Annotated in this window: 20 protein-coding genes; 5 read left to right on the top strand and 15 right to left on the bottom strand. The window is 65.2% G+C overall.

The window, feature by feature from the left end; translation table 11 throughout:
- Positions 1–15: 15 nt before the first annotated feature.
- On the top strand, positions 16–603 hold the full coding sequence (phnN, locus tag B5D62_RS22945; protein ID WP_085936296.1) for a phosphonate metabolism protein/1,5-bisphosphokinase (PRPP-forming) PhnN: 588 nt from the start codon (positions 16–18) through the stop codon (positions 601–603).
- Here the strand turns inward: phnN and B5D62_RS22940 are convergent.
- The 5 genes from B5D62_RS22940 to phnC all read right to left on the bottom strand — a co-directional run bounded on the left by B5D62_RS22940 (position 551) and on the right by phnC (position 4,846).
- Positions 551–1,291: a DUF1045 domain-containing protein gene (locus B5D62_RS22940; protein WP_085936294.1), complete on the bottom strand. Its 741-nt coding sequence runs from the start codon at positions 1,289–1,291 to the stop codon at positions 551–553. The genes phnN and B5D62_RS22940 overlap by 53 nt on opposite strands.
- Positions 1,288–2,142, bottom strand: coding sequence for a phosphonate ABC transporter, permease protein PhnE (gene phnE, locus B5D62_RS22935; RefSeq protein WP_085936293.1), 855 nt, complete (start codon positions 2,140–2,142; stop codon positions 1,288–1,290). Before phnE (B5D62_RS22935) ends, B5D62_RS22940 begins: the two co-directional genes overlap by 4 nt.
- Entirely contained in the window at positions 2,142–3,026 is an 885-nt protein-coding gene (gene phnE / locus B5D62_RS22930) for a phosphonate ABC transporter, permease protein PhnE (protein WP_085936291.1), read from the bottom strand. Before phnE (B5D62_RS22930) ends, phnE (B5D62_RS22935) begins: the two co-directional genes overlap by 1 nt.
- Before the next feature lie 29 nt (positions 3,027–3,055).
- The gene (gene phnD / locus B5D62_RS22925; RefSeq protein WP_085936289.1) at positions 3,056–3,970 is read right to left on the bottom strand and encodes a phosphonate ABC transporter substrate-binding protein; all 915 of its coding nucleotides are present in this window, start codon (positions 3,968–3,970) and stop codon (positions 3,056–3,058) included.
- Between the two features lie 63 nt (positions 3,971–4,033).
- Positions 4,034–4,846: a phosphonate ABC transporter ATP-binding protein gene (gene phnC, locus B5D62_RS22920; protein ID WP_085936288.1), complete on the bottom strand. Its 813-nt coding sequence runs from the start codon at positions 4,844–4,846 to the stop codon at positions 4,034–4,036.
- Positions 4,847–5,044: 198 nt separating this feature from the next.
- Between phnC and B5D62_RS22915 the strand changes: the two genes are divergently transcribed.
- Positions 5,045–6,646: a metallophosphoesterase gene (locus B5D62_RS22915; RefSeq protein ID WP_085936287.1), complete on the top strand. Its 1,602-nt coding sequence runs from the start codon at positions 5,045–5,047 to the stop codon at positions 6,644–6,646.
- 342 nt (positions 6,647–6,988) lie between these two features.
- Complete coding sequence (locus tag B5D62_RS22910) at positions 6,989–8,203, top strand: SMP-30/gluconolactonase/LRE family protein (protein WP_085936594.1); 1,215 nt, start codon at positions 6,989–6,991, stop codon at positions 8,201–8,203.
- A 15-nt stretch (positions 8,204–8,218) separates the two neighbouring features.
- Here B5D62_RS22910 and B5D62_RS22905 read toward each other — a convergent pair whose 3' ends face one another.
- From B5D62_RS22905 to B5D62_RS22880, 6 genes are all read right to left on the bottom strand, one after another.
- On the bottom strand, positions 8,219–9,799 hold the full coding sequence (locus tag B5D62_RS22905) for an FAD-dependent monooxygenase (RefSeq protein ID WP_085936285.1): 1,581 nt from the start codon (positions 9,797–9,799) through the stop codon (positions 8,219–8,221).
- A gap of 35 nt (positions 9,800–9,834) precedes the next feature.
- Positions 9,835–10,323 carry a hypothetical protein gene (locus tag B5D62_RS22900; protein ID WP_085936283.1) on the bottom strand — a complete coding sequence of 163 codons (489 nt, stop codon included), beginning with the start codon at positions 10,321–10,323 and terminating at the stop codon, positions 9,835–9,837.
- Complete coding sequence (locus B5D62_RS22895) at positions 10,320–10,946, bottom strand: TetR/AcrR family transcriptional regulator (protein WP_218191247.1); 627 nt, start codon at positions 10,944–10,946, stop codon at positions 10,320–10,322. Before B5D62_RS22895 ends, B5D62_RS22900 begins: the two co-directional genes overlap by 4 nt.
- 129 nt (positions 10,947–11,075) lie before the next feature.
- Positions 11,076–12,104 carry a calcium:cation antiporter gene (locus B5D62_RS22890; protein WP_231714923.1) on the bottom strand — a complete coding sequence of 343 codons (1,029 nt, stop codon included), beginning with the start codon at positions 12,102–12,104 and terminating at the stop codon, positions 11,076–11,078.
- Positions 12,105–12,210: 106 nt separating this feature from the next.
- Positions 12,211–15,048: a DNA translocase FtsK gene (locus B5D62_RS22885; protein ID WP_085936279.1), complete on the bottom strand. Its 2,838-nt coding sequence runs from the start codon at positions 15,046–15,048 to the stop codon at positions 12,211–12,213.
- A 14-nt stretch (positions 15,049–15,062) separates the two neighbouring features.
- Positions 15,063–16,268 carry an aminotransferase class I/II-fold pyridoxal phosphate-dependent enzyme gene (locus B5D62_RS22880; protein WP_085936278.1) on the bottom strand — a complete coding sequence of 402 codons (1,206 nt, stop codon included), beginning with the start codon at positions 16,266–16,268 and terminating at the stop codon, positions 15,063–15,065.
- Positions 16,269–16,499: 231 nt separating this feature from the next.
- On the opposite strand from B5D62_RS22880, the gene B5D62_RS22875 reads away from it, so the two are divergent.
- On the top strand, positions 16,500–18,638 hold the full coding sequence (locus B5D62_RS22875; protein WP_085936277.1) for an alpha-galactosidase: 2,139 nt from the start codon (positions 16,500–16,502) through the stop codon (positions 18,636–18,638).
- Between the two features lie 13 nt (positions 18,639–18,651).
- On the opposite strand, the gene B5D62_RS22870 is transcribed toward B5D62_RS22875, so the two are convergent.
- From B5D62_RS22870 to B5D62_RS22855, 4 genes are all read right to left on the bottom strand, one after another.
- Complete coding sequence (locus tag B5D62_RS22870; RefSeq protein WP_231714910.1) at positions 18,652–19,980, bottom strand: ammonium transporter; 1,329 nt, start codon at positions 19,978–19,980, stop codon at positions 18,652–18,654.
- A gap of 73 nt (positions 19,981–20,053) precedes the next feature.
- Positions 20,054–20,392, bottom strand: a complete 339-nt coding sequence (locus B5D62_RS22865; RefSeq protein ID WP_085936276.1) for a P-II family nitrogen regulator — start codon at positions 20,390–20,392, stop codon at positions 20,054–20,056.
- 190 nt (positions 20,393–20,582) lie between these two features.
- On the bottom strand, positions 20,583–21,893 hold the full coding sequence (locus B5D62_RS22860; RefSeq protein ID WP_085936275.1) for an ammonium transporter: 1,311 nt from the start codon (positions 21,891–21,893) through the stop codon (positions 20,583–20,585).
- Positions 21,894–21,938: 45 nt separating this feature from the next.
- Entirely contained in the window at positions 21,939–22,277 is a 339-nt protein-coding gene (locus B5D62_RS22855; RefSeq protein WP_085936273.1) for a P-II family nitrogen regulator, read from the bottom strand.
- Positions 22,278–22,478: 201 nt separating this feature from the next.
- Here B5D62_RS22855 and B5D62_RS33025 point away from each other — a divergent pair.
- Positions 22,479–22,921 (top strand): TorF family putative porin (locus B5D62_RS33025; protein ID WP_218191245.1); only part of this gene is annotated, 443 nt, incomplete at its 3' end.

The raw sequence follows: 22,921 nt of genomic DNA, 5'->3' as shown, positions 1-22,921 counted from the left end.
CCAAGCCACTCCGACATGCCGTCCGAAAGACAGAGCGCCCTAGTCTATGTCATGGGCCCATCCGGCGCCGGCAAGGATTCTGTCCTGGCCCGCGCCCGCGCACTCCTGGCGCCGGAGGCGCCCGTCGTCTTCGCCCATCGCTACATCACGCGGCCGACCGAGGCTGGCGGCGAGAACCATATCGCGCTCAGCCCCCGCGAATTCGCCCTGCGCCGCAGCCATGGCCTGTTTGCCTTCCATTGGCAGGCGCACGGCAACGACTACGGCATCGGCCGCGAGATCCATGCCTGGCGCAAGGCCGGCCTCACGGTCGTCATCTCCGGCTCGCGCGAACATTTCGAGAAGGTGGGCGGCGTCGACGACGATACCTATCCGGTGCTGATCACGGCCCCGCCCGAGATGCTGGCGGAGCGCTTGGCGGCGCGGGGTCGCGAGGACGAATCGGCGGCCCTCGCCCGTCTCGACCGCGGCATGGCCTATGAGGTCAAGGATCCGCGACTGGTGACGATCGTGAACGACGGCGCCCTCGATACGGCAGCGACCGCCTTCGTCAGCTTGCTCGCCACACTTCAGTACTCACCAGCCGCCCGCCGCCGAGCCTGAACCGGGCCAGCACGGTGAAAGGGCGGTCCGGCGCGCTCTGGCGGAAAACGCAGAGATCGCGGATCTCGAGTGGCCGGTCGACGAAGCTGGAGAAGCGCTGACCGAGCAAGGTCTTCACCGCTTCGCGCTCGCCCGCGTCGACAATGCGGCCGGTCAAGGTGAGATGAAAGCGCCATTCCTCGAGCACATAGGGATAGCCCCAGCGCACGAGCAGCTCCTCCTGGCGGGGCGATAGACCGGCAGCCCGCCGCCGCGCGAGCTCGGCCTCACCGGCAGGACGACGGAACGCATCGAACTCGACCACACAGCGATCGGCAAGATCATGCAGCTCGACACAGCGCTCTGCAGGGATGAGTGCCAGGAATTGCGAAAGGCCGGCCAGAACGATCGAGGGCACCGTCACTGGCTTCAGCTTGACCGAGAAGGCGCCGACGGCTGCCAGGAAATCCGCCTCCGAGACGTCGTCCGTCAGCGCCATCGGCGGCTTCAGCGTGCCATGGAAGCCGTAGCGCCGCGGCTCCGCGGTGATCTCGGCCAGCCGGTCCGGCGCGAAGCCGACCGAGAGCGCCAGACGTCGCGTCCGTCCGCCCTCGGGATTCCAGCCCAGCCATTGCGCGGCGGTCGTCGCCAGTCCCTCGTCGGGGCGAGGCGCATAATAGAGCGCGTAACGCGGCCGAACCTCGGTCACGAGGTGCGCTCGCGACGGCCGATCAGGGCGAAGCGCAAACGGCTGGAGATGAAATCAATCATCGCGACTGCCACCAGAATCATCAGGATGATAAACGAGGCCTGCTGCAGCTCGAGCGTCCGGATTGCCTCGGCGAGCTGAAGGCCGATGCCGCCTGCTCCGACCACGCCCAAGACGCTGGCCCACCGAACGTTGGACTCGAAGAAATAGAGGATCTGGCTGGCCAGAACGGGGAAGACCTGCGGCAGGATGCCGAAGCGCACGCTCAGCAGCCGTCCACCGCCGGTCGAGAGAATGCCTTCGACGGGCTTGTGGTCGGCCGTCTCGAGCGCCTCGGAGAAGAGCTTGCCGAAGCTGCCGATATCGGAGGTCGCAAAGGCCAGCACGCCAGCGAACGGTCCAAGCCCGACCACGCCGATCCAGATCAGGGCCCAGATGAGGATGTCGACGCTGCGGATCGTGTCGAGCGAGCGCCGGGTCAGGAAGTTCACGAGTCGCGCCGCCGTCACGTTTCTTGCCGCCAGCAGGCTGAGTGGCAGCGCCAATACGGCAGCGGTAAGCGTACCCAGGAGGGCGATGGCGATGGTCTCGACCAGCCCCCAGAAATAAAGTTGGAAGAGCGACCAGGTTCCTGGATCTGGCGGCAGCATGAGAAGGATGACATCCCACAGCTTGCCGATCCCAGCGATCGTCTTCCATTGGAAGAAGCCGAGATTGGCCATGCCCAGCACCAGGAGCAGGAACATGCCGGCGAACACGATCGCCACGGGACGCTCGCGGCCCGGACCGCCGAAGTGCTGCGGATGACGCGTTCGCAGCGCCGCGACGTCGAGCTGGCGCCGATCCGGCATCAATGCTTCTCCACGAGGTCGATCAGCCGATGGCGGATCATGCCGGTCAGGATGTCGATCAGGGCCACGGTGACCACGATCATGACGAGGATCGCCGAGACATCGGAGTAGTAGAATTTGCGGATGGCCTCGAACAGGTCCATGCCGATACCGCCGGCGCCGACGAAGCCGAGCACCGCGCTTTCGCGGACGTTGATCTCGAAGCGCAACAGAGCATAGCTGACGAAACTGGACGAGACCTGCGGGAGAGCGCCGAAGCGCATGGCCACATGCCACGGCGCCCCGGTCGAGGAGACGCCCTCGACGGGCTTCATGTCGATGTTCTCGACCACCTCGGAGAACAGCTTGCCGAGCGTGCCCAGCGAGTGGATCGCAACAGCGAGCACGCCTGCCATGGGACCGAGGCCGAAGGCGATCACGAACATCAGCGCGAACACCAGGCCCGGAACGGTGCGGCAGAACTCGCAGAAGCGACGAACGGCCATGCTCAGCCAGCGATTGGGCGTAACGTTGGCGGCCGCCAGAAAGGCCAGGAAGAAAGCGCCGATCGCGCCCAGCACCGTACCGACATAGGCCATCACGAGGGTCTCGCCGAGCAGCCTCAGCCAACGGCCGATCCCCCAGAACCATTCCACCGGATCGGAAAAGACCAGGGCGCCGCTGTCGAGGTGCAGCAGCCGGCCGAAATAGCCGGTGAAATTGCCGATCTTGGCCCAGAACAACGACGGCGAGACTTCGGCCGCGACGCTCGACAGCGCGATCGCGACCAACAGGGCGGCGAGCAGCATCAGCGAATGCCACCGCCGCGTCCGCACTGCTGCGTCGTAGGCGGCGAACAGTGGCCTCAGTTGCGCCTCTGGGAGCTGGGCGACGGGCGACGGCACGAGGACCAGCTTCCGCTACGCGGCGACGATCAGCTCTTCTGCTTGCGCAGCGAGTCGATGAACTTGATCAGTTCGACGACCGTCTCGTAGTACTTCGCATCCACGGCCTTGAACTCGCGATCCTTGCCGTCCGACAGCTTGTCGTAGGCGGCCTTGGCCTTGGTCGGCGCTTCCTCGAACGCCTTCCAGATCGCCGCCTTGGCATCGGCCGGCATGTCGGTCAGGTAGGCGTAGGGCGAGTTCGGGATCAGGTCGGACTTGGAGATGATGCGGAAGTCGTCCTTCTTCACCAGCCCCTTGTTGACCATGCGCGTGAGGTTGGAATCCTCGTCCGAGTTCCACCAGTTGGCGGCGATGTCCACGGTGTTCTGCTGGAGCGCGAGGATCGCGTTCTCGTGGCTGCCGGTATAGGTCACGTGGGAGAAGTAGCTTTCCGGCACGATGTGCAGCTTGTTCAGGATGAAGCGTGGCACGTTGTTGCCCGAGGTCGAGTTGGGGTCGACCAGGCCGAGATTCTTGCCCTTGAGATCGTCGATGGTCTTGTACGGGCTGTCGGACCGCACATAGAACACCGAGTAGTAGCCGACCGTTCCGTCGTTGTTGACGGTGGTGCAGAAGGGCTCGGTCTTGACGCCGGTGACGACGGCGCGCGCATAGGAGGCTGGACCGTAGCCGGCGATATGGATCGAGCCGTTGCGCTGTCCCTCGATGACCGCCGCGTAGTCGTTGGCGATGCGCAGCGTGACCTTCACGCCGAGTTCCTTCGACAGATAATCGACGAAGGGCGCATAACGATCCGCGACACCCGAAGCGTTCTCGGCCGGAACGATGCCGAGCACCAACTCCGGATACTTGTCCCGCCAGCCAGCCGCCCAGGAGCTGCTGCTGAACGCGACCGTTCCGGCGGCGAAGGCCGTGCCGATGAGCTGTCGACGGTTGAACATGAGCGATCTCCTGCTGTGCTGATTGGCTGATTGACGGGGAAGGCTGATTGAGCGGACGGGAAATCAGGAACCGGCGAGTGCCAGACCGGGCTGAGCGCCCGGAACGAAGCCCGGCGCGGAGGCAGGGCCGATGACATCGGCCGATTCCAGGCCATAGAGATCGCGAGCGACGTGATCGGTGAGGGCTGCAGGCGCGCCGTCGAACACCAGCCGTCCGGCGGCGAGCCCAACGAGGCGATCGCAGTATTTGCGCGCAAGATCCAGGCTGTGGAGATTGCAGATGACAGTGATGCCGAAGTGGCGGTTGATGTGCTGAAGCGCATCCATCACCACCTGCGTGTTACGCGGGTCGAGCGACGCGATCGGCTCGTCGGCGAGGATGATCTCGGGCTCCTGGATCAGGGCGCGCGCGATCGCCACGCGCTGTTGCTGGCCTCCCGAGAGCGTATCGGCGCGCTGGCCCGCGAGACGGGCGATATCCAGACTCTCGAGTGCCGACAGACCCATGGCCTTTTCCTCGTCGGTCCACAGCTTGAGCACGGCCCGCCAGGCCGGGGCGTGGAAGGCGCGCCCCATCAGCACGTTGGTCAGGACGTCGAGCCGGCCGGCCAGATTGAATTGCTGGAAGATCATGGCGCAACGCGCCCGCCATTGCCGCAAGGCGCGCCCCTTGAGCGCCGTCACGTCGACATCGCCAAAGCGGATCACTCCGCCGGTCGGATCGCCCAGCCGGTTGATCATGCGCAGGAGAGTCGACTTGCCAGAGCCCGACTGGCCAATCACGCCAACGAACTGACCCGACGGCACTCCAAGCGAAATGCCATCGACGGCCCGTTTGGCCCCGAACTGTTTCACAACCCCATCAAGCCGCAGCATGCAAACCCCGCAATGCGTCGGATGCTGGGTAGCGGTGGCAGGCTGCAAACAGACGACCGTTTGGTTACAGAAACGAGACAGTCGCGCCGCATCGGGGATAAGGCGAACGAACCGATGATTTGGGCTGTCATATTGTTGGACTAGACAGGCCGCTTTCGACAGCCAGGTGCGCTGCGAACCATGAGGGAAGCCGCCGACATGACCCCGGAAAACGATGAGATCGATCTTCAGCTCAGCCGCCGCAAATTGCTCGCCGCCGCGGGCATCTACGGGGGAGCAGCGGCGGTGGCATCGCTCCTGCCGATCGGATCGGCCCAGGCCACTCCCGCGTCCGGCACGGCACCTGAGGCGGCGGCGACGTCACCGGTCTCCGGCCTGCACCTTCAGTTCGGTGCAGATGCCTCATCCGAAGTGGTGGTGTCCTGGCATGCGCTGCAGCCCGTCCAGAATCCACGCGTGTTGGTCGGCGGACTCGATGGCAGGCTCGAACGTACGGTTACAGCGACGCCCGTGAGCTACACCGACGGCAAGTCGAAGCAGACCGTTTACGCCTATCACGCGAAGATCGGTGATCTGAAACCGGACTCGGCCTTTCTCTATGGCGCCCTTCATGATGGCGCTCAGCCGGAGTTCGGAACCTTCCGGACCGCGCCGCGTGGTCGTTCGGCATTCACCTTCACCAGCTTCGGCGACCAGGGCACTCCAACCCTGGCGCGGAAGTTCGTCCTGCCGGAAGGGGTGACGATTCCCTCTCCGCCGGCCTATGTGAACGACAACCTCGGATCGCCAGCGGCCGGCGACACGACCCTCGGCGTGGAACGGCTGAATCCCCTGTTCCATCTTTTCAACGGCGACCTCTGCTATGCCAACATCGCCCAGGATCGGGTGCGGACGTGGTGGGATTTCTGGACGAACAACACCCGCAGCGCCCGTAATCGTCCCTGGATGCCCTCTCCCGGCAACCACGAGAACGAACTGGGCAACGGACCGATCGGATACCAAGCCTACCAGACCTACTTCTCGGTACCGGAGGCCGCGGGTCAGACCGACGTGACGCGCGGGCTCTGGTACGCCTTCACGGCCGGATCGGTGCGCATGGTCAGCATCGCCAACGATGACATCTGCTACCAGGACGGCGGCAATTCCTATGTTCGAGGCTATTCCGCCGGCGCGCAGAAAGCCTGGCTGGAGAAGGAACTGGCGGCCGCCCGCGCGGACCGCAGCATCGACTGGCTGGTGGTCTGCATGCACCAGGTCGCCATTTCGACCGTCGACCAGTTCAACGGCGCGGATCTCGGGATTCGCGAAGAGTGGCTGCCGCTGTTCGACAAGTACGAGGTCGACCTTGTGGTGTGCGGGCACGAGCATCATTACGAACGCTCCCACCCGATCCGTGGTCGGCAATCGACCCCGACCCTGACACCGATCCCCACCGCGACGACGACCGACGTCATCGATACCACCAAAGGCACGGTGCATATGGTCATCGGCGGCGGCGGAACCTCCGTGCCATCGAACCAGCTCTTCTTCGACCCGCCGCAATGCCGGGTAATCACCGCTGTCGGCGCCCCCGACCCGAAGACGGGAAAGCGCGCGCCAATCTATCTGAAGGAGAGCGCGGCCTGGTCGGCCGTGCGCAACGCCGCACATGCGTACGGCTTCGCCGCCTTCGCTGTCGATCCGGGCTCCCATCCCGGCGACGTCACCACGATCAAGGTCACCTATTACGATGTGGTGGGCCTGGACGGTCAGATCGCTCCCTTCGAAACCTTCACCTTGCGCCGCCCCCGTCGCGACTAAAGCGCGATGGCTTTTGCTTCGGCCCTGATTCCGCGAAAAGTCATCGCGCTGTAGCCGAAGGGCCAGCGGTATCGCCGCACTCGCGGCCTGAGCAAATGCCCAGGCCGTCGAACCTCGATTGCTGCGTCTGCACTTCGCGCCGCAAACAGCGCCAAGCGGACGCTGTGGCATGCACGAGGCATGCGGCAACGCTCATTGTGCCGCCAATTCCAGCGCCCTAGGCTTTGCCGGCGCGTCGCATTCTTCGATCCGCGAATGCCGACAGCGCCGATCCACGCGTCCGAGCGTACCGATCAGACAACGCCCGATAATTCCGATCCGATAATCCTGGAAGGAGTTCTCATGACGCAGCAAGCCAATGCCCGCGATCTGTCTCGTCGCCGCCTGATCGCCGCCGCCGGTGCCGGCGCGGTGGCGTTGCCCGGTCTTGCCTTGGCGCAGGCGTCACCGCCGACGCCCCCAGGGCCGCCCAGCACCATCACCAACCCGCCGCGCGATTTCAGTCGTCATGGCGCCCCGACCACCTACTTCAACGATCCCGACGTGATCTCGGTGGACCCGTCGTTCAACGCCATCGCCCAGCCCAACGCCGCCATCATGAGGCTATGGACCGGGGCGCTGTGGTCGGAAGGTCCGGCGTGGAGCGCCGAGGGCCGTTATCTGGTCTGGAGCGACATCCCCAACAACCGTCAGCTCCGCTGGCTGGAGGATGACGGGCATGTGAGCGTGTTCCGCATGCCGTCCAACAACAGCAACGGCAACAGCTTCGACTTCCAGGGCCGGCAACTGTCCTGCGAGCATCTCACGCGGCGCGTGGTGCGCTACGAGCTCGACGGCTCGATCACGGTGCTGGCGGACAGCTACAACGGCAAGCGGCTGAACTCGCCCAACGATGTCGTCGCCCATCCCGACGGCAGCTACTGGTTCACCGATCCGCCCTACGGCAGCTCGCTCTACGAAGGCGCGCCCGACGCCGCCGGCGGACCGGTCAATCCGCAGGGACATCTCAAATCGACGCTCGGCCAAGCGCAGGGAATGGGCATGCTCAAGCGCGAGCTGCCGACCAGCTGCTATCGCATCGATCCCAGCGGCAAGATCGATCTGGTCGTCACCGAGGAGCAGGTTCCCGATCCGAATGGCCTCTGCTTCTCTCCCGACTACAAGAAACTCTATGTCGTCAGCACCGGCAAAGGGCCTGGCGACAAGGGGCCCGGCGGCAAGGGCGATGTGTTCGTGTTCGATATCGGCGCCGACAACAAACCGGCCAACGGCAAGCGGTTCGCCGACTTCATGGTCGATGGCGTCAAATGCGGTCCCGACGGCATCCGCTGCGACGTCGACGGGAATGTATGGTGCTCGAGCAATGCCGGCCGCGCCGTCGGCTACAATGGCGTCACGGTCTGGACGCCCGAGGGCAAGTTGATCGGCCGCATCCGGTTGCCGGAAGTGTGCGGCAACATCTGTTTCGGCGGGCCCAAGCGCAACCGGCTGTTCATGGCGGCCAGCCAGTCGCTCTACGCGGTGTTCGTCAACACCCAGGGAGCCGGTCCGGGCTGACGGGACGCTCGCCGCTCAGGACGGGTGAAGGACCTGTGCCGCATAGGCCTGCAACACGCTGAAGTCGTCGCCCTCGCCACGGGCGGCGACGACCTGATCGGGACGAACCAGGACCCAGCCGGGACCGCGCAGACGATAACGTTCCCGCACTTCGCCCTTGGGGTCGCTGCGACCGTCGAGACGAAGCACCTGGAGCTGCTGGGCCGCCTCATTGACGATGCCGGGCGCCGTCAGCGGGCGTTCGCCCTCCTCGAAGATCAGCAGGCTGTGGTGACCGGTCGACAGATAGGGCCAGAGTCCGTGGCTCTTACCGCTGGCCGCTTCGACGATCGTCGCCTCACGCGCCCGGCTGCCGACATCGGTGCGCTTGGCCTTGCGCTTGCCGCCGCCCAGGGCCACCAATGGTCCGTCGCGATAGATGATCTCCGTCTCCGACAATTCGACCTGCAGCTTGCGCTGAACGGCCGGCATATTGCCGAAGATCGACACGGCCATATCCTTGGCCAGGGTCATGAGCTTGTTGCCGCCGAAGGCGAGATGCAGCTTCTGCGCGGCCGCGTCGACCACCGCTTTGGCCACCGGGCGCCGCTCGGCTTCGTAGCTGTCGAGCAGCAACGCGGCATTGCCGACGCCTTTCAGGACGTAGGCCAGCTTCCAGCCGAGATTGACCGCATCCTGGATGCCGGTGTTCATGCCCTGGCCACCGGCCGGCGAGTGGATGTGGGCGGCATCGCCGGCAAGGAAGCAACGGTCGACGCGGTACTGCGCCGCCAGGCGCTCGTTGATGCGGAAGACCGAGAGCCAGCTCGGGTCGCGCAGGCGAAGCCCGTGCGGACCGTGGTCGTCGATGGCGCGCTGCAATTCCTCCAGGCTGGTAGGCTCGCTGCCGTTCGACGGATCGTCGGCGCGCATCGCGAACACGCGCCAGGTCGCGGTCTCGAACGGGAACAGCGCCACGGTCCCGCCGTTGTGCCACCACAGATAGATGCTGCGATGATCGAGATCACCGCCATCGATCAGCACGTCGCCAAGAAGGAAGGTCTGCGGTTCGGTGTAGCCTTCGAAGGTGATGCCGAGCGCCTGCCGCACAGCGCTGCGGGCCCCGTCGCAGCCGACCACATACTTGGCCGTGGCGGTTTCCTTCCGGCCGTCGGCATGAGTCAGGGTCGCGGTGACGCCCTGGCCGTCCTGTGTCAGGCCGGCCAGCTCGACCGAACGCTCGACCGTGACACCGAGTTCGGCAAGACGGGCGGTCAGCAATTGCTCGGTACGCGATTGCGGCAACAGAAGGGGAAACGGAAACGGGCTGTCGATCCCCTCGCCCACGGCCAGCGTCGCCAGCCGTCGCCCGCCATCGCCGATGCACAGGGCGTTGAGGCGCTGACCATCAGCCACGAAATGCTCGACGACGCCCAGGGCCTGCAAAGCCTCCAGGCTGGCGCTCCAGAGCGCCAGCGCCTTAGAGACCGAGCTGGGCGCCGCGGCGCGATCGACGATCCGCACGGGAATGCCGTATTGACGCAAGGTGATTGCGAGCGACAGGCCGGTCGGGCCGGCACCGGCGATCAGGACATCTGCAGACGGCTCTGTAGTCATGACTCTCCCCCTCTGGCTTGCGGCATGTGGTGCGGCTAGGGCGTCAGCGACAGATCGAGCGCTTCCATCTGCGCCGGCTGCATGTACGCCTCGTAGACCGCGATCATCTCGGCCGGCACCACTTCCAGAAGATAGCGGTTCTCGACCCAGACCTCGACGACATGGAATACCGGCGGCCGACCCGGCGCCGCGCGGCTGAAGAATTTCGTGCGCCATCCGGCCTCGGCACCAATGCGCTCGATGGCCATCCGGTCGAGAGGCACGGACAGCAAGGCGTGGAAGCCCATGTAGGAACGATCACCGGGAAGCGAACGATAGGCAACCGGCGCCTCATCGTCACCAGGAGCCATGACGATGGTCTCCGGATACACCTCGATCATCGTGCCGTGACGATCGCCGCTGACGGCCATGGCAGCCCCGGGCAATGGTCCGGAGAAGCGATAGGCCCGTCCGCCGATCAGCTTGGCCAGCACCTTGGCGACGTTAACGGGATCGCGCGCCGGAAGGGAGAAGTGATGGATCACGATTTCACCCCTTCCAGCAGTTTCCCCCGGACTCCGATATCGCGTACTCGGCCCGCCAGGCCCGACGGATCATCTTTCAGCGCCTTGACGAGCGCCGCGACCGCCCAGCCGGCGACCTGTTCGGCCTCCTTGGGCGTGAAGCCGCAGGTATCCCGCAGCCAGCGCCACACCGTGGGCGTCCAGAATGCCGACGCCACCATCGCGCCACGGCGTCGCTGATCCGGGGTGAGCTTGGGCAAGGCCGTACCGACCGCATCCACCCACGGGCCGTGCCTTTTGCCACTGTCCGCGTGGCGCTGGCGATCCCATGCCGGCCGGTTCATCAGGTTGCGCAGCAGGGCGCCGTATTCCTCGTAATGGCCGAACAGGTCCGCGGGCAGTTCGGCGAAGTGATCGAGATCAGGCAGCGGCTTCTGCAAGCCCAGGCGTGGCTTCAGCCACTGGAAGAAGGCCGTCACCAGATCGTCGATGGTCGCGAAATGGGAATAGACGGTGGGTGCCGAGACACCGGCAAGTTCGGCCAGGTGCCGCAGGGTCAGGGTCTCTATATCGTTCTTTTCGAGATAGTCCTTGGCCGCCATCAGGATGCGCTCACGCGTCAGGGCCGCCTGCGCATCGCGCAAGGGACTCTGATAGACCCGCGCCCGCTTAGCCATTTACATTGTCTCTCATAAAATGACATTACAATTGTAATGTCAATTGTCAAGAGCGTACCGAAGCGTGCGTTCAAAACGGCCGCACAACGGACCGGCTCAGGGGACGATCGACAGAAGGAGAAAGGCGCCGAAGATGCCGAGATGGATCATTCCATGCAGCAATGTCGTTCGGCCGGTTCCCAGCGTCAGCGTGCCGACGAACAGGGTCAGTGCCAACAGGATCATGCTCTCCGGCGTCAGGCCGAGGGCAAGCTGCTTGCCCAGGAGCAGGGAAACGCCGGCCACGACCGGGATGGTCAAGCCGATGCTGGCCAAGGCCGACCCCAGAACGAGATTGATGCTGTTCTGCAGCCGGTTGACCAGGGCCGCGCGCACCGAGGCGATTCCCTCGGGCAGCAGCACGATGGCGGCGATGATCACGCCGACCACGGCGCGCGGCAGTCCGGCCGCCTGGATCGCCTCATCCAGCGGATAGGACAGCATCTTGGCCAGCAGCACCACGCTGACCAGAGACACCAGGAGCAGAGCAAGACTTTCCGAAGCGAGCGCCACGCCGGGCCGCTGGCTCGGCTCGTGTTCGTCGTCGGTCGCCTCGAGGAAATAGTCGCGATGGCGAATCGTCTGGACGAAGATGAAGGCGGCGTAGAGCACGAGCGAGATGGCCGCGACATAGATCAGCTGCGCGCTGGTGAAGTTCGGGCCGGGGACGCTCTGGGTGAAGTTCGGCAGGACCATCACCAGCAGCGACAACGTGCCGAGGACCGCCAAGGCCGCGGAGGCGCCGTGAAGCTGGAAGGTCTGCTCGCCATGGCGGTTTCCACCCAGCACCAGACAGACGCCGACGACGCCGTTCAGCACGATCATGATGGCCGAGAAGACGGTGTCGCGGGCTACTTCCTCACTGCCATGCGCTCCCGACAGCATGATCGACACGATCAGCGCCACCTCGATCGAGGTCACCGCGATGGCCAGCACGATCGAGCCGAACGGCTCGCCCAGCCGTGCGGCCAGGATCTCGGCGTGATGGACGGCCGAGAAGACAGCGCCGCCCAGCAAGGCGGCGGCCATGGTGATGACAAGACCGCTCTTGGCCTGGAGGAGCCCCGTCAGGCTTGCTCCCACCATCAGCGCCGCCGCGATCGGCAGGATCCGCGACCACAGGGGATTGGCAATGTGAGAACGCAAGGGCACGTCTACCTCGTTGTGCCGAGATCGACGGCCCCCCGCACGCTCAACGCGTGCGATCGTCGATGTCGCGCGCCAGCACCTCGCGCTTGCCGACATGGTTGGCGGCGCTCACGACCCCTTCGCGTTCCATGCGCTCGACGATGCGCGCGGCGCGGTTGTACCCGATCTGCAGATAGCGCTGGATGAAACTGGTGCTGCACTTGCGCTCGCGCGCCACGAGTGCGATCGCCTGGTCATAGAGCTGGTCGCTCTCGCCATCCTCGCTCTCGCCGGGGAAGCCGCCGCCCTCCTCGCCTTCCGGATCGTCGGTGACGGAGTCGATATAGGCCGGAGCGCCCTGGGCGCGCAGATGGCGAACCACCTCCTCGACCTCGGTATCGCTCACGAACGGGCCATGGACGCGGGCGATCTTGCCGCCGCCGGCCATGTAGAGCATGTCGCCCTGGCCCAGCAGCTGCTCGCCGCCCTGCTCACCCAGGATGGTACGGCTGTCGATCTTCGACGTGACCTGGAACGAGATGCGGGTCGGGAAGTTCGCCTTGATGGTGCCGGTGATGACGTCGACCGAAGGGCGCTGCGTCGCCATCACGACGTGGATGCCGGCGGCGCGCGCCATCTGGGCAAGACGCTGGACGGCGGCCTCGATCTCCTTGCCCGCCACCAGCATCAGGTCCGCCATCTCGTCGATGATGACCACGATGAAGGGCAGTGGATTGAGATCGATCTCCTGATCCTCGAAGGTGGGCCGCCGCGTCTCGGGATCGATGCCGGTCTGCACCTTGCGCGTGAGAGCCTGGCCCTTGCGCTTGGCTTCGGTCAGCCGCTCGTTGTAGCCGGCGATGTTGCGCACGCCGAGCGAGCTCATGGCGCGATAGCGACCCTCCATCTCGCGCACCACCCATTTCAGCGCGACGATCGCCTTGCGCGGCTCGGTCACGACGGGTGTGAGGAGATGCGGGATATCCTGATAGACGCTGAGCTCCAGCATCTTGGGATCGATCATGATGAAGCGGCAACGATCCGGCGGCAGCCTGTAGAGCAGCGACAGGATCATCGTGTTCACGGCCACCGACTTGCCCGAACCGGTGGTGCCGCCGATCAGCAGATGCGGCATCCGCGCCAGATCGGCGATCACCGCATCGCCGCCGATATCCTTGCCGAGCGCCAGCGGCAGGTTGAGGCGGTTGTCCTCATACTGCCGGGTCGACAGCAGTTCGCGCAGGAACACCGTCTCGCGGCGCGCGTTGGGCAATTCGATGCCGATCACGTTGCGGCCGGGCACGGTCGCCACGCGTGCCGACACCGCGCTCATCGAGCGGGCGATGTCGTCGGCAAGGCCGATCACGCGGCTCGACTTGGTGCCGGGCGCTGGCTCCAGCTCGTAGAGCGTCACGACCGGCCCTGGCCGCACCTTCACGATCTGGCCCTTGACGCCGAAATCCTCCAGCACCGTCTCGAGCAGGCGTGCATTCTGTTCCAGCGCGCCTTCGTCGATCTTGGTCTCGGCCGAGACGCGCGACGGCAGCGACAAAATGTCGAGCGGCGGCAGTTCGTAATGATCGCCACCGAGATTGAGCTCGCGCTGGCCGCCTTTCGCGGCGCGCTTGCCCTGGGTGGTTCCGGACTTGCGCGGCACGATCTTCACGCCCGGCGCCGCGGCCGCGGCCGCAGCAGGCTCCGCCGCAAGCGCGTCCGGCGTGAAGGGATTCTCGTCGAGTTCCTCGGTCTCGCCCGCGCCTTCGGCTTCTTCCTCGGTATCGACTTCGGGCTCGGCCGGCGGCGCAAAGCGAACGACCTCGGTCGGACGCTCGTCTTCCATCGGCAACGGCGCCGCCGCGGTAGCGGGCGCAGGCGCCGCCGCCCTCAGTCGGCCCAGGATCGGCTCGATGCGGAAGCCACCGGCCAGACGATCGAACAGGGTTCGCTCGCCCAGCGAGTCCGGGGTGGCCACTTCGGTCGCCAACGGCATCGGGGGCACGGCAGGGTGCACGGGCGCCGGTGATGGAGGAATGTCGGGTGTCGGCCGTTCGATCGGCGCGTTCGGCGCATCGACGAGAAGCGAACCGCGTGGCGGCAGGGCCGCGCCCTCTTCCGGGATCTGGTCGAACTGGTTGTCGAAGCGGGCCGGATCGTATTGGCTGGCATCGATCTCGCCCGGGATCTCGGCATAGCCGATCTCGGGCGCCGGTGGGTCGCCGTGCTCGTCGAGCGACTCGGGCCGGCCGCGCCACAGACCAACGGCCGCCCGCATCAGCCAGACGCCACCGAGGAACGGCGCGCGCAGGATGCGGAAGATCAGCGGCAGGTCGGTGCGATTCATGCCCAGTGCCGGCGCCATGGCGATGAAAGCAAGCGCCGCACAGGCGGGCTCGATCAGCGTCAGGCTGCCGCCGCTCGAGTGAGCGAGCACGAACTCGCGGAAGCGACCGATCAGCGCGGTACCGACCAGCCCGCCGGGGCCGGCGTGGGTCGCCGCGCCCCCGACATCGCCGAGACCGATGCAGGCGGCGCTCATCATCAGCACGGCAAGCAGCAGCAGCGACAGGCGAAGCCCGAAGAAGCCGAGATGGTGCGTGCGCACCAGGCGGACGCCCCAGGTGATCATGGCGATCGGCACCAGCACGATCGCCAGCCCGAACGTCTGCAGCAGCAGGTCGGAAATATAGGCGCCCGGCAGGCCGAGAAGATTGTTGGGCGGATTGCCGGTCGCATGATTGAGCGACGGGTCGGCGTTGCTGAAGGTGAAGATCGCCATCAGCAGCATCACGCCGCCGCCGGCGAGCGCGACCCCCACAAGCTCCATCATGCGGCGACGCAAGAAATCCCGCCCGCCCTCGGGCAGGATCGTCATCCTGTGCTGCATCGCCGACATGATGGCCATGTCGCAGCTTCCCCCTAGAGCACCGACGCGAGGCGACTTAAGCCCTCGCGTGTCGTGCTCTCGTCGTGGACCAAGGCCACACGAATGTAGCGCTCGGCCGTGTTGATCCCGTCGGTCTCGCGGCAGCAGTAGGCGCCTGGCAACACTTTAACATGCGCTTCGGCCCATAGCTTGCGTGTCGCTGCCTCGCCGTTGCCGACATCGAGCCACAGGAAGAAACCGCCACCGGGCGTATAGTAGCCGAAGCGATTGTGCAGAATCTGCTCCGCGACCTTGAAATTCTTTCGATACCACTCGCGGGTTTCAATTGGATGCACTTCGTCCTGCCACAAGGCTGCCGAGGCCTTCTGGATCGCGAAGGGAATCTGCGGGCCGCCGTAGGTGCGCCAGCGCAACACCATCGCCACCAGCTTTGGATCGCCGGCAACGAACCCGGAGCGCAGTCCAGCGGCGTTGGAGCGCTTGGACAGCGAATGGAAGACGGCGAGATTGCGGAACGGATCCTTGCCACCCGTCTCGTCCATGGCGAGCGCCACCTGCAGCGCGCCGACGGGAGCATCGCCGGTATAGATCTCGGCGTAGCATTCATCGACGGCCAGCACGGCATCGTGCTTGCGGCACAAACCGATCAGCTTGCGTAGATAGTCCGCGCTTGCGATCGCGCCCTGTGGATTGGCCGGCGAGCAGAGATAGACGACCGAAATGCGCTGCCACGTGGCATCGTCGATGCCCTCGTAGTCCGGCAGGAAGCCGTTCGCGGCGTTGGCGTTCACCAGCAATGGCTCGGCCCCGGACAGGACGGCGCCGCCGAGATAGGCCTGATAGAAGGGATTGGGCAGCGCCACGATCGGTCTGCCGCCGCCCTTCTGCTGCGGCGTCGCGATCGTCGAGATGATATAGACGCCTTCCTTGCTGCCTGCGGTCGGATGGACGTGCCGCGCGGGATCGAGCAGCCCCTTGGGCAGCTTGTAGCGCCGGTTCAGCCACTCGCAGATCGCTAGATTGAGCTCGGGAAGACCCTGGTTGGGCGGATACTTGTTCCAGCCCTCGACCTCTTCCGCCACGATCTTGCGGGCAAAAGCCGGCATCGCCCCCTGGGGTTCTCCCACCGACATGTTGATCAGCGGCAGGTGTGACGGAGGCGTCACCGGGGCGAGAAGAGCGTTCAGCCGCGCGAATGGGAAATCGGTCAGCGTCTCGGTGAGGCGCGGATTGAACATCTAAACCATCCAATTGGGCCGAAAGCGTCGGCCGGGCAACCCAATCGACCCGGCTGGAGGGACAGCGCGGACCGACGACTGTATTCATTGTATTTGACGAATTAACCTTTAACAACAACGCAATAGCTAGCGTTCTTGAGGCGATGGGCCGCATTGGCAGGTGGCTTCGATGTTGCGGGACAGGGGCCGACGCGCTGAAGTCACGACTTCATTCGCCGACGGGAGCATGGTGTGAAGCGAAGAGATCTACTCGTCGCGGGCACGGCCTTGGGAAGCTCTGGAGCATTGTCGGCGTTCGATCGCCTGGCCTTGGCGCAGGATGCGGCCGGAGACGGCGCTCGGGCCTTGATCGCGCCCGACCATCGTTACGAGATCAGTCTCCGGGGATCATCCCTGGCCATCGACTGCTTCCCCTCGACGAGCCCGGCTGCGGCCCGCCATGCGCTCGACCAAGGGGTGGCGGCGCCGCTGGCCGCAGTCGGCGACGAGGAACGCCCTCTGTCATGGACGGCCGTGTCCTGGACCGAAGCGAATCGCTACAGCCGTGCGCTGACCCTGAAGGCGGCAGACCATCCGCTCGAGGCGGACGTGTCGCTGGTGCTGGACGAACTCACCGGCCTCCTGGTCCGGCGCACCGTGTTGCGCCACAGCGGCGGGCCGGACGAAGTCGATCTGCGCGCGACGCTTGGCCTCCTGGTCTCGGTGCACGAACCCATCGAGCAGATCTTCTACCTCACCGGCGAATGGAAAGAGGAAGCGGCGATCGTCCGCACCACGCCCTCCGCCGGCGCCATCAGCCTGGAGAGCCGGACGGGCAAGACCGGGTTCGAGTTCCAGCCCTACGTCGCGCTCCGAACGGCCAAGGCCACCTATCTCTGCCAGATCCTGTGGTCGGGAAACTGGATGCTGCGCGTCGAGCCACGGGAGACAGGGGCCGTCGTTCTCGGCGGCTTCAACAACTGGCGCTTTCGCCATCATCTCCGTGCCGGGGAAAGCCTGCAGCTACCGACAGTGCTGTTCGGTCGCTTCGAGGACAACCTCGACGGCGCCACGCGCCAGCTGCATGACTATCGACGCGCCCACCGGCCGGATCCAGAACGGCCGATGCCGGTGCAGTTCAACAGCTGGTATCCCTTTGCCGGTGAGCCCTCGGCGGAGGCGCTCGTCCCGCTCATCCCGACGGTGAAGGAACTCGGGTGCGAGGTCTTCGTCGTCGATGCGGGCTGGTACCGGACGGAAAGCGGCGAATCGGATGCGGACTGGGACCAGCGCACCGGGGACTGGCGCGTGAGCCGCCAGCGCTTCCCCAGGGGCCTGCGCGATCTCTCCCTGCGATGTCGCGAGGCCGGCCTGCGCTTCGGCCTGTGGTTCGAGCCCGAGGTGATCAGCCCGAGCTCCGCAATCCGCCAGAGCCATCCCGAGTGGCTGCACTATATCGACGGCAAGCCACCGGCCGCGGACGAACGGGCCGTGCTCAATCTCGGCGTGCCCGAAGCCTGGCACCACGTTTTCGACCGGATCACCGCCTTGATCCGCATCATCGGCATCGATTGGATGAAGTGGGACTTCAACACCGATCTCGGCATCGGCGGATGGGCACCCGATCTGCCGGAAGATCTGACCGGACAGAATCCGCTCGTTGCCCACTATCGCGGACTTTATCGCCTTCAGGACGCGATCCGCGGTGCTTTTCCGGACCTGATCCTGGAGATGTGCGCCGGTGGTGCGGGCCGCATGGATGGCGGCATCCTGGCCCATGCCCACGTCAACTGGATGAGCGACCAGAGCGGCGCCCTGCGCAAGCTCGCGATCCATTTCGGCATCCAGCTCGCCCATCCGGCGGTGGTGTGCAACGACTGGCTGATCGACTGGCCGGGGCGCGGCGACACGCCGGACCAGCCGCCCAGCCTCGTCGATCCCCGCGGCGATCTGCGCTTCAGACTGCGCGTGGCGATGCTTGGCACCTTCGGCATCAGCGCGCCCGTCCATCGCTGGACCAGGGCCGACATCGCCACCGCGACGCATCATGTCGCGCTCTACAAGAGCCGGCTGCGCGCCATCATCCAGCACGGCGACCGCTACGCGTTGACCCGATCGCCGCCGCCCGATGGTAACGGCGACTGGGCGGCGCAATGGTTCGCCGCCAAGGACGGCCTATCCGGCGTGCTGTTCGCCTTCCGACTGGCCGGCGACCAGCCAACACGCCGTTTCACGCTGCGTGGCCTTCACAAGCAGCGGCGCTATCACGTCCGTCTCGATAGCGGGCGGCAGCTGGAGATGACCGGCGAGGCGTTGGAGAACGGGCTTGTGATAACGCTGGCACAGGCCTTCGAGTCGGAGCTTTGTCTCGTCGAAGCCGCCGGCCTGTGAAGCAGCGGCGCGGTTACTGCACCCGCTCGCCGTGCAGGACAGTATCGAGACCTTCCGTCTCCTCGTCGCGCGTCACGCGCAAGCCGATCATGACGTCGATGATCTTGAGAATGGCCCAGGTGACGATCGCCGAGAAGGCCGCGATCACCACGACGCCATAGAGCTGCGCCAGGACCTGCGCGCTGCGGCCATCGACCAGCCCGACCGCGCCGCCATGCTCCACATCGTTCACCGCCCGGGTCGCGAAGACACCGACCAGGACCGAGCCGACGATGCCGCTGACGCCATGGACACCGAAGACGTCGAGCGAATCGTCGTAGCCCAGCCGGGTCTTGACCACGACCGACGCCCAGTAGCAGACCGCTCCCGCCACCAGGCCGATCACCATCGCCGCCCATGGTTCGACGTAGCCGGCCGCGGGCGTGATGGTGCCGAGGCCGGCGACGGCGCCCGACAACACGCCGAGCACCGAGGGCTTGCCGCGCGCCCCCCACTCGATCGCCATCCAGACCAGCGCCGCGACGGCAGCGGAGACATGGGTGTTGAGCATGGCGTCGCCCGCGAGCTCGCCCGAGCTCAAGGCCGAACCGGCGTTGAAGCCGAACCAGCCGACCCACAGCAGCGACGTGCCGATCAATGTCAGCACCAGGTTATGAGGCGCCATGTATTCGTGGCCGTATCCCTCGCGCCGGCCCAGCACCAGCGCGCAGACCAGGCCCGCGATACCCGCATTCAGATGCACGACCAGGCCGCCCGCGAAATCGAGTACGCCCGCTGTCCCCAGGAAGCCACCGCCCCAGACCCAGTGGGTCACGGGTACGTAGACGAACAACAGCCACAAGCCCATGAACCACATCATGGCCGAGAATTTCATGCGCTCGGCGAAGGCACCGGCGATGATGGCGGGCGTGATGATGGCGAAGGTCGCCTGATACATCAGGAAGACGTTTTCCGGCACGGTCGGCGCCAGCGGATGGACGCTGCCATGCAGGCCGACCCCGAAAGCCCGGCTCAATCCGCCCAGCCATTGATTGATGGTGTTGCCGTCCGTGAAGGCCAGCGAATAGCCGACGGCGAACCACAGGACCGTGACCAGGGCGGCGACCGCAAAGGCCTGCACCGCCGTCGCCAGAACGTTCTTCTTGCGCACCATTCCGGCGTAGAACAGCGACAGGCCGGGAATATTCATCATCAGGACGAGCGCCGTCGCCACCAGCAGCCAGGCGGTATCGCCGGTATCGATGGTCGGCCGGCCGGCCGCCCAGGCACTCGGTTCCGTGGACGCCAGGACAGCCGTCACCACCGCCGCCAAGGCGGTGCTTCGCTTGATAGACTTGAACACGACTCCCCCGCCCCATTCTTCTTATTGGGGCTGTAAAATAGCCGGGGCGGTCGGGAGAGGAAAGAGCCGGCGGCTAAAGAGCGTTCGAGCCGCTTTCTCCGGTCCGGATGCGGACGGCCTGCTCCACGGGCGTGACGAAGACCTTGCCGTCGCCGATCTTGCCGGTATGGGCCGCCTTCTGGATCGCCTCGACCACCCGCTCGACCTGGGAATCGTCGACAACGATCTCGATCTTCACCTTGGGCAGGAAGCTCACGAGATATTCGGCGCCGCGATAGATCTCGGTCTGGCCTTTCTGGCGCCCGAAACCCTTCACTTCGCTGACGGTCAGGCCAGAGACGCCGACGCCGGTCAGTGAATCGCGCACGTCGTCGAGCTTGAAGGGCTTGATGATGGCGGACACGAGTTTCATCGGCTTACTCCCGGCGGTCGGCGGACGGCCGGAGAGTGGCGCGTCGTGTCGCCGCCGTCAATTTTTCACGCGTGCCCTCAAAGAAAAGGCCGGCGGACAAGCCGCCGGACCCGAGTTTGATGCCACCGACGAAGATGGCAGGCGGGAACGGGGGAGGAGACGCGTTCCCGTTTCGGCTGCGAGCGGTGCCTTAGTGCACCGTCTCACCATGCAGGTTGATATCGAGGCCTTCGACTTCCTCTTCCGCGGTGACGCGCAGGCCGATCATCGCGTCGATGATCTTGAGGATGATGAAGGTCGCCACCGCGCACCAGGCGATGGTCACCAGCGACCCCCAGAGCTGGGTCAGGACCTGGCCGGCATTGCCGTCGATCAGGCCCTTCTTGCCGTCGCCGCCCACGGCTTCGACAGCGAACACGCCGGTCAGGATCGCGCCGACGAAGCCGCCGACGCCGTGCACGCCGAACGCGTCGAGCGAATCGTCGTAGCCCAGCGCCTTCTTGAGGCTGGTCGCCGACCAGAAGCAGATGACGCCGGCGACGATGCCGATCACCAGCCCGCCCACTGGATTGACGAAGCCCGAGGCCGGCGTGATAGCGACCAGACCGGCAACGGCACCCGAGATGATGCCGAGCACTGACGGCTTGCCGCGCGACATCCACTCGGCAAACATCCAGGCCAGCGCCGCGGCTGCGGTGGCAATCTGCGTCACTGCCATGGCCATGCCGGCATTGGTGCTGGCACCGACCGCCGAACCGGCGTTGAAGCCGAACCAGCCGACCCACAGCAGCGAGGCACCGATCACGCTCAGCACCAGGTTATGCGGCGCCATGTTGTCGGTGCCGTAGCCCTTGCGCTTGCCGAGGACCAGCGCGCAGACCAGACCGGCAACACCGGCATTGATGTGCACCACGGTGCCGCCCGCGTAGTCGAGGACGCCCCAGTCGCCCAGGAAGCCGCCGCCCCACACCCAATGGGCGATCGGCGCGTAGACGAAGATCGCCCACAGGGTCATGAACCACATCAGAGCCGAGAACTTCATGCGTTCGGCGAAGGCACCGGCGATGAGGGCCGGCGTGATGATGGCGAAGGTCATCTGGAAGGTCATGAAGACCGATTCGGGAATGGTCTTCGCCAGGTCGTTCACTGCATCGAGCGCCATGCCGCTCAGAAACATGCGGCCCAAGCCGCCGATGATGGCGTTGCCGGGCGTAAAGGCGAGGCTGTAGGTCAGCACCATCCAGAGCACGGTCACGAGACAGGTGATGGCGAAGCTCTGCATCACGGTGGCCAGGACGTTCTTCTTGCGGACCATGCCGCCGTAGAACAGCGCCAGTCCTGGAACGGTCATCATCAGCACCAGCGCCGTGGACGTCAGCATCCAGGCGGTATCGCCGGTATCGAGCTTGGGCTTTTCGTCGGCTGCGAACGCCATCACCGGCAGCAGCAGCGTGCCGGCCGCCCCCAGGCCAGCAAGAGCGGAGCTAAGCTTACGTTTCATCGATCTTCCCTCGAATTTTGAGTTGGTTGCCTGAGAGCCGTGGAACTAGAGCGCTTCGACGCCCGACTCCCCGGTACGAATGCGGATCGCCTGCTCGACCGGCAGGACGAAGATCTTGCCGTCACCGATCTTCTCCGTGCCGGCCGCTTTACGAATCGCTTCGAGGGCCCGTTCGACCATGCTGTCGTCGATCACGACCTCGATCTTCACCTTGGGCAGGAAACTCACGGCGTATTCGGCGCCACGATAGATCTCGGTCTGGCCTTTCTGCCGGCCGAACCCTTTCACTTCGCTCACGGTCAACCCTTGGATGCCGAGAGATGTCAGCGCATCCCGCACTTCATCCAGTTTGAACGGCTTGAAAATCGCCATCACCATCTTCATTGCGGCTGTCCTCCACCGGGCGGAACCGTCGCCCCCAAAAAGATCCAATTCTCGCAAAGCAAATACCGTGCCAGGGACGTGAATTCGCACTTTGTGCGATTTGGCACGCCACGTGCTTGAGGTGGCGTGCGGTAAAAAACAACAACCGGAGGTACGGGAATGCTTAAAAAAATCGCTGCAATTGGCGTTGGATTATTCACTTTGTATGCAGCGGGAGCCGTTCAGGCACAAGATAAGCCAACGCAAGCATCGTCGTCAGATCAGCAGCCCACACAACAGGCACAGACGGCGGCAGCACCTGCGGAGAAGGAGACGTGGAAGGGTCCGTTCGGCGGGACCTTCAACGCCAACTTCGCCATCGCCACCGACTATTCCTATCGCGGCATCTCGCAGACCCAGCGCAACCCTGCCTTCCAGATGGGCTTCGGCTACGAGACTCCGCAGGTCAGCGAGAAGGTGCCGCTATCGGCCTATGCCAGCCTGTGGGGCAGTAACGTCAGCTTCCCCGGCACCGGCGCCTCCTTCGAGCTCGACACCATCGCCGGCCTCCGCCTCAAGGCCCTCAACGAGAAGCTCCTCGTCGACCTCAGCTGGATGCGATACAATTATCCAGGCTCCACGCCCGACATCGGCTTCATCGAGTA

Origin of the sequence: Enhydrobacter aerosaccus, from assembly GCF_900167455.1 — a bacterium.
In the GTDB taxonomy this organism is placed as follows: Bacteria; Pseudomonadota; Alphaproteobacteria; order Reyranellales; family Reyranellaceae; genus Reyranella; species Reyranella aerosaccus.
Note: the sequence above shows the minus strand (reverse complement) of the source record. Positions and strands in the feature narration are given on the sequence as shown.

Coding starts and splice junctions, on each gene's coding strand:
- B5D62_RS22865 (WP_085936276.1), bottom strand. CDS start 20,392: ATGAAACTCGTGTCCGCCATCATCAAGCCCTTCAAGCTCGACGACGTG.
- B5D62_RS22885 (WP_085936279.1), bottom strand. CDS start 15,048: ATGGCCATCATGTCGGCGATGCAGCACAGGATGACGATCCTGCCCGAG.
- B5D62_RS22915 (WP_085936287.1), top strand. CDS start 5,045: ATGACCCCGGAAAACGATGAGATCGATCTTCAGCTCAGCCGCCGCAAA.
- phnE (WP_085936293.1), bottom strand. CDS start 2,142: ATGCCGGATCGGCGCCAGCTCGACGTCGCGGCGCTGCGAACGCGTCAT.
- B5D62_RS22860 (WP_085936275.1), bottom strand. CDS start 21,893: ATGAAACGTAAGCTTAGCTCCGCTCTTGCTGGCCTGGGGGCGGCCGGC.
- phnN (WP_085936296.1), top strand. CDS start 16: ATGCCGTCCGAAAGACAGAGCGCCCTAGTCTATGTCATGGGCCCATCC.
- B5D62_RS22910 (WP_085936594.1), top strand. CDS start 6,989: ATGACGCAGCAAGCCAATGCCCGCGATCTGTCTCGTCGCCGCCTGATC.
- B5D62_RS22880 (WP_085936278.1), bottom strand. CDS start 16,268: ATGTTCAATCCGCGCCTCACCGAGACGCTGACCGATTTCCCATTCGCG.
- B5D62_RS22855 (WP_085936273.1), bottom strand. CDS start 22,277: ATGAAGATGGTGATGGCGATTTTCAAGCCGTTCAAACTGGATGAAGTG.
- B5D62_RS22890 (WP_231714923.1), bottom strand. CDS start 12,104: ATGGTGGGAGCAAGCCTGACGGGGCTCCTCCAGGCCAAGAGCGGTCTT.
- phnC (WP_085936288.1), bottom strand. CDS start 4,846: ATGCTGCGGCTTGATGGGGTTGTGAAACAGTTCGGGGCCAAACGGGCC.
- phnD (WP_085936289.1), bottom strand. CDS start 3,970: ATGTTCAACCGTCGACAGCTCATCGGCACGGCCTTCGCCGCCGGAACG.
- B5D62_RS22905 (WP_085936285.1), bottom strand. CDS start 9,799: ATGACTACAGAGCCGTCTGCAGATGTCCTGATCGCCGGTGCCGGCCCG.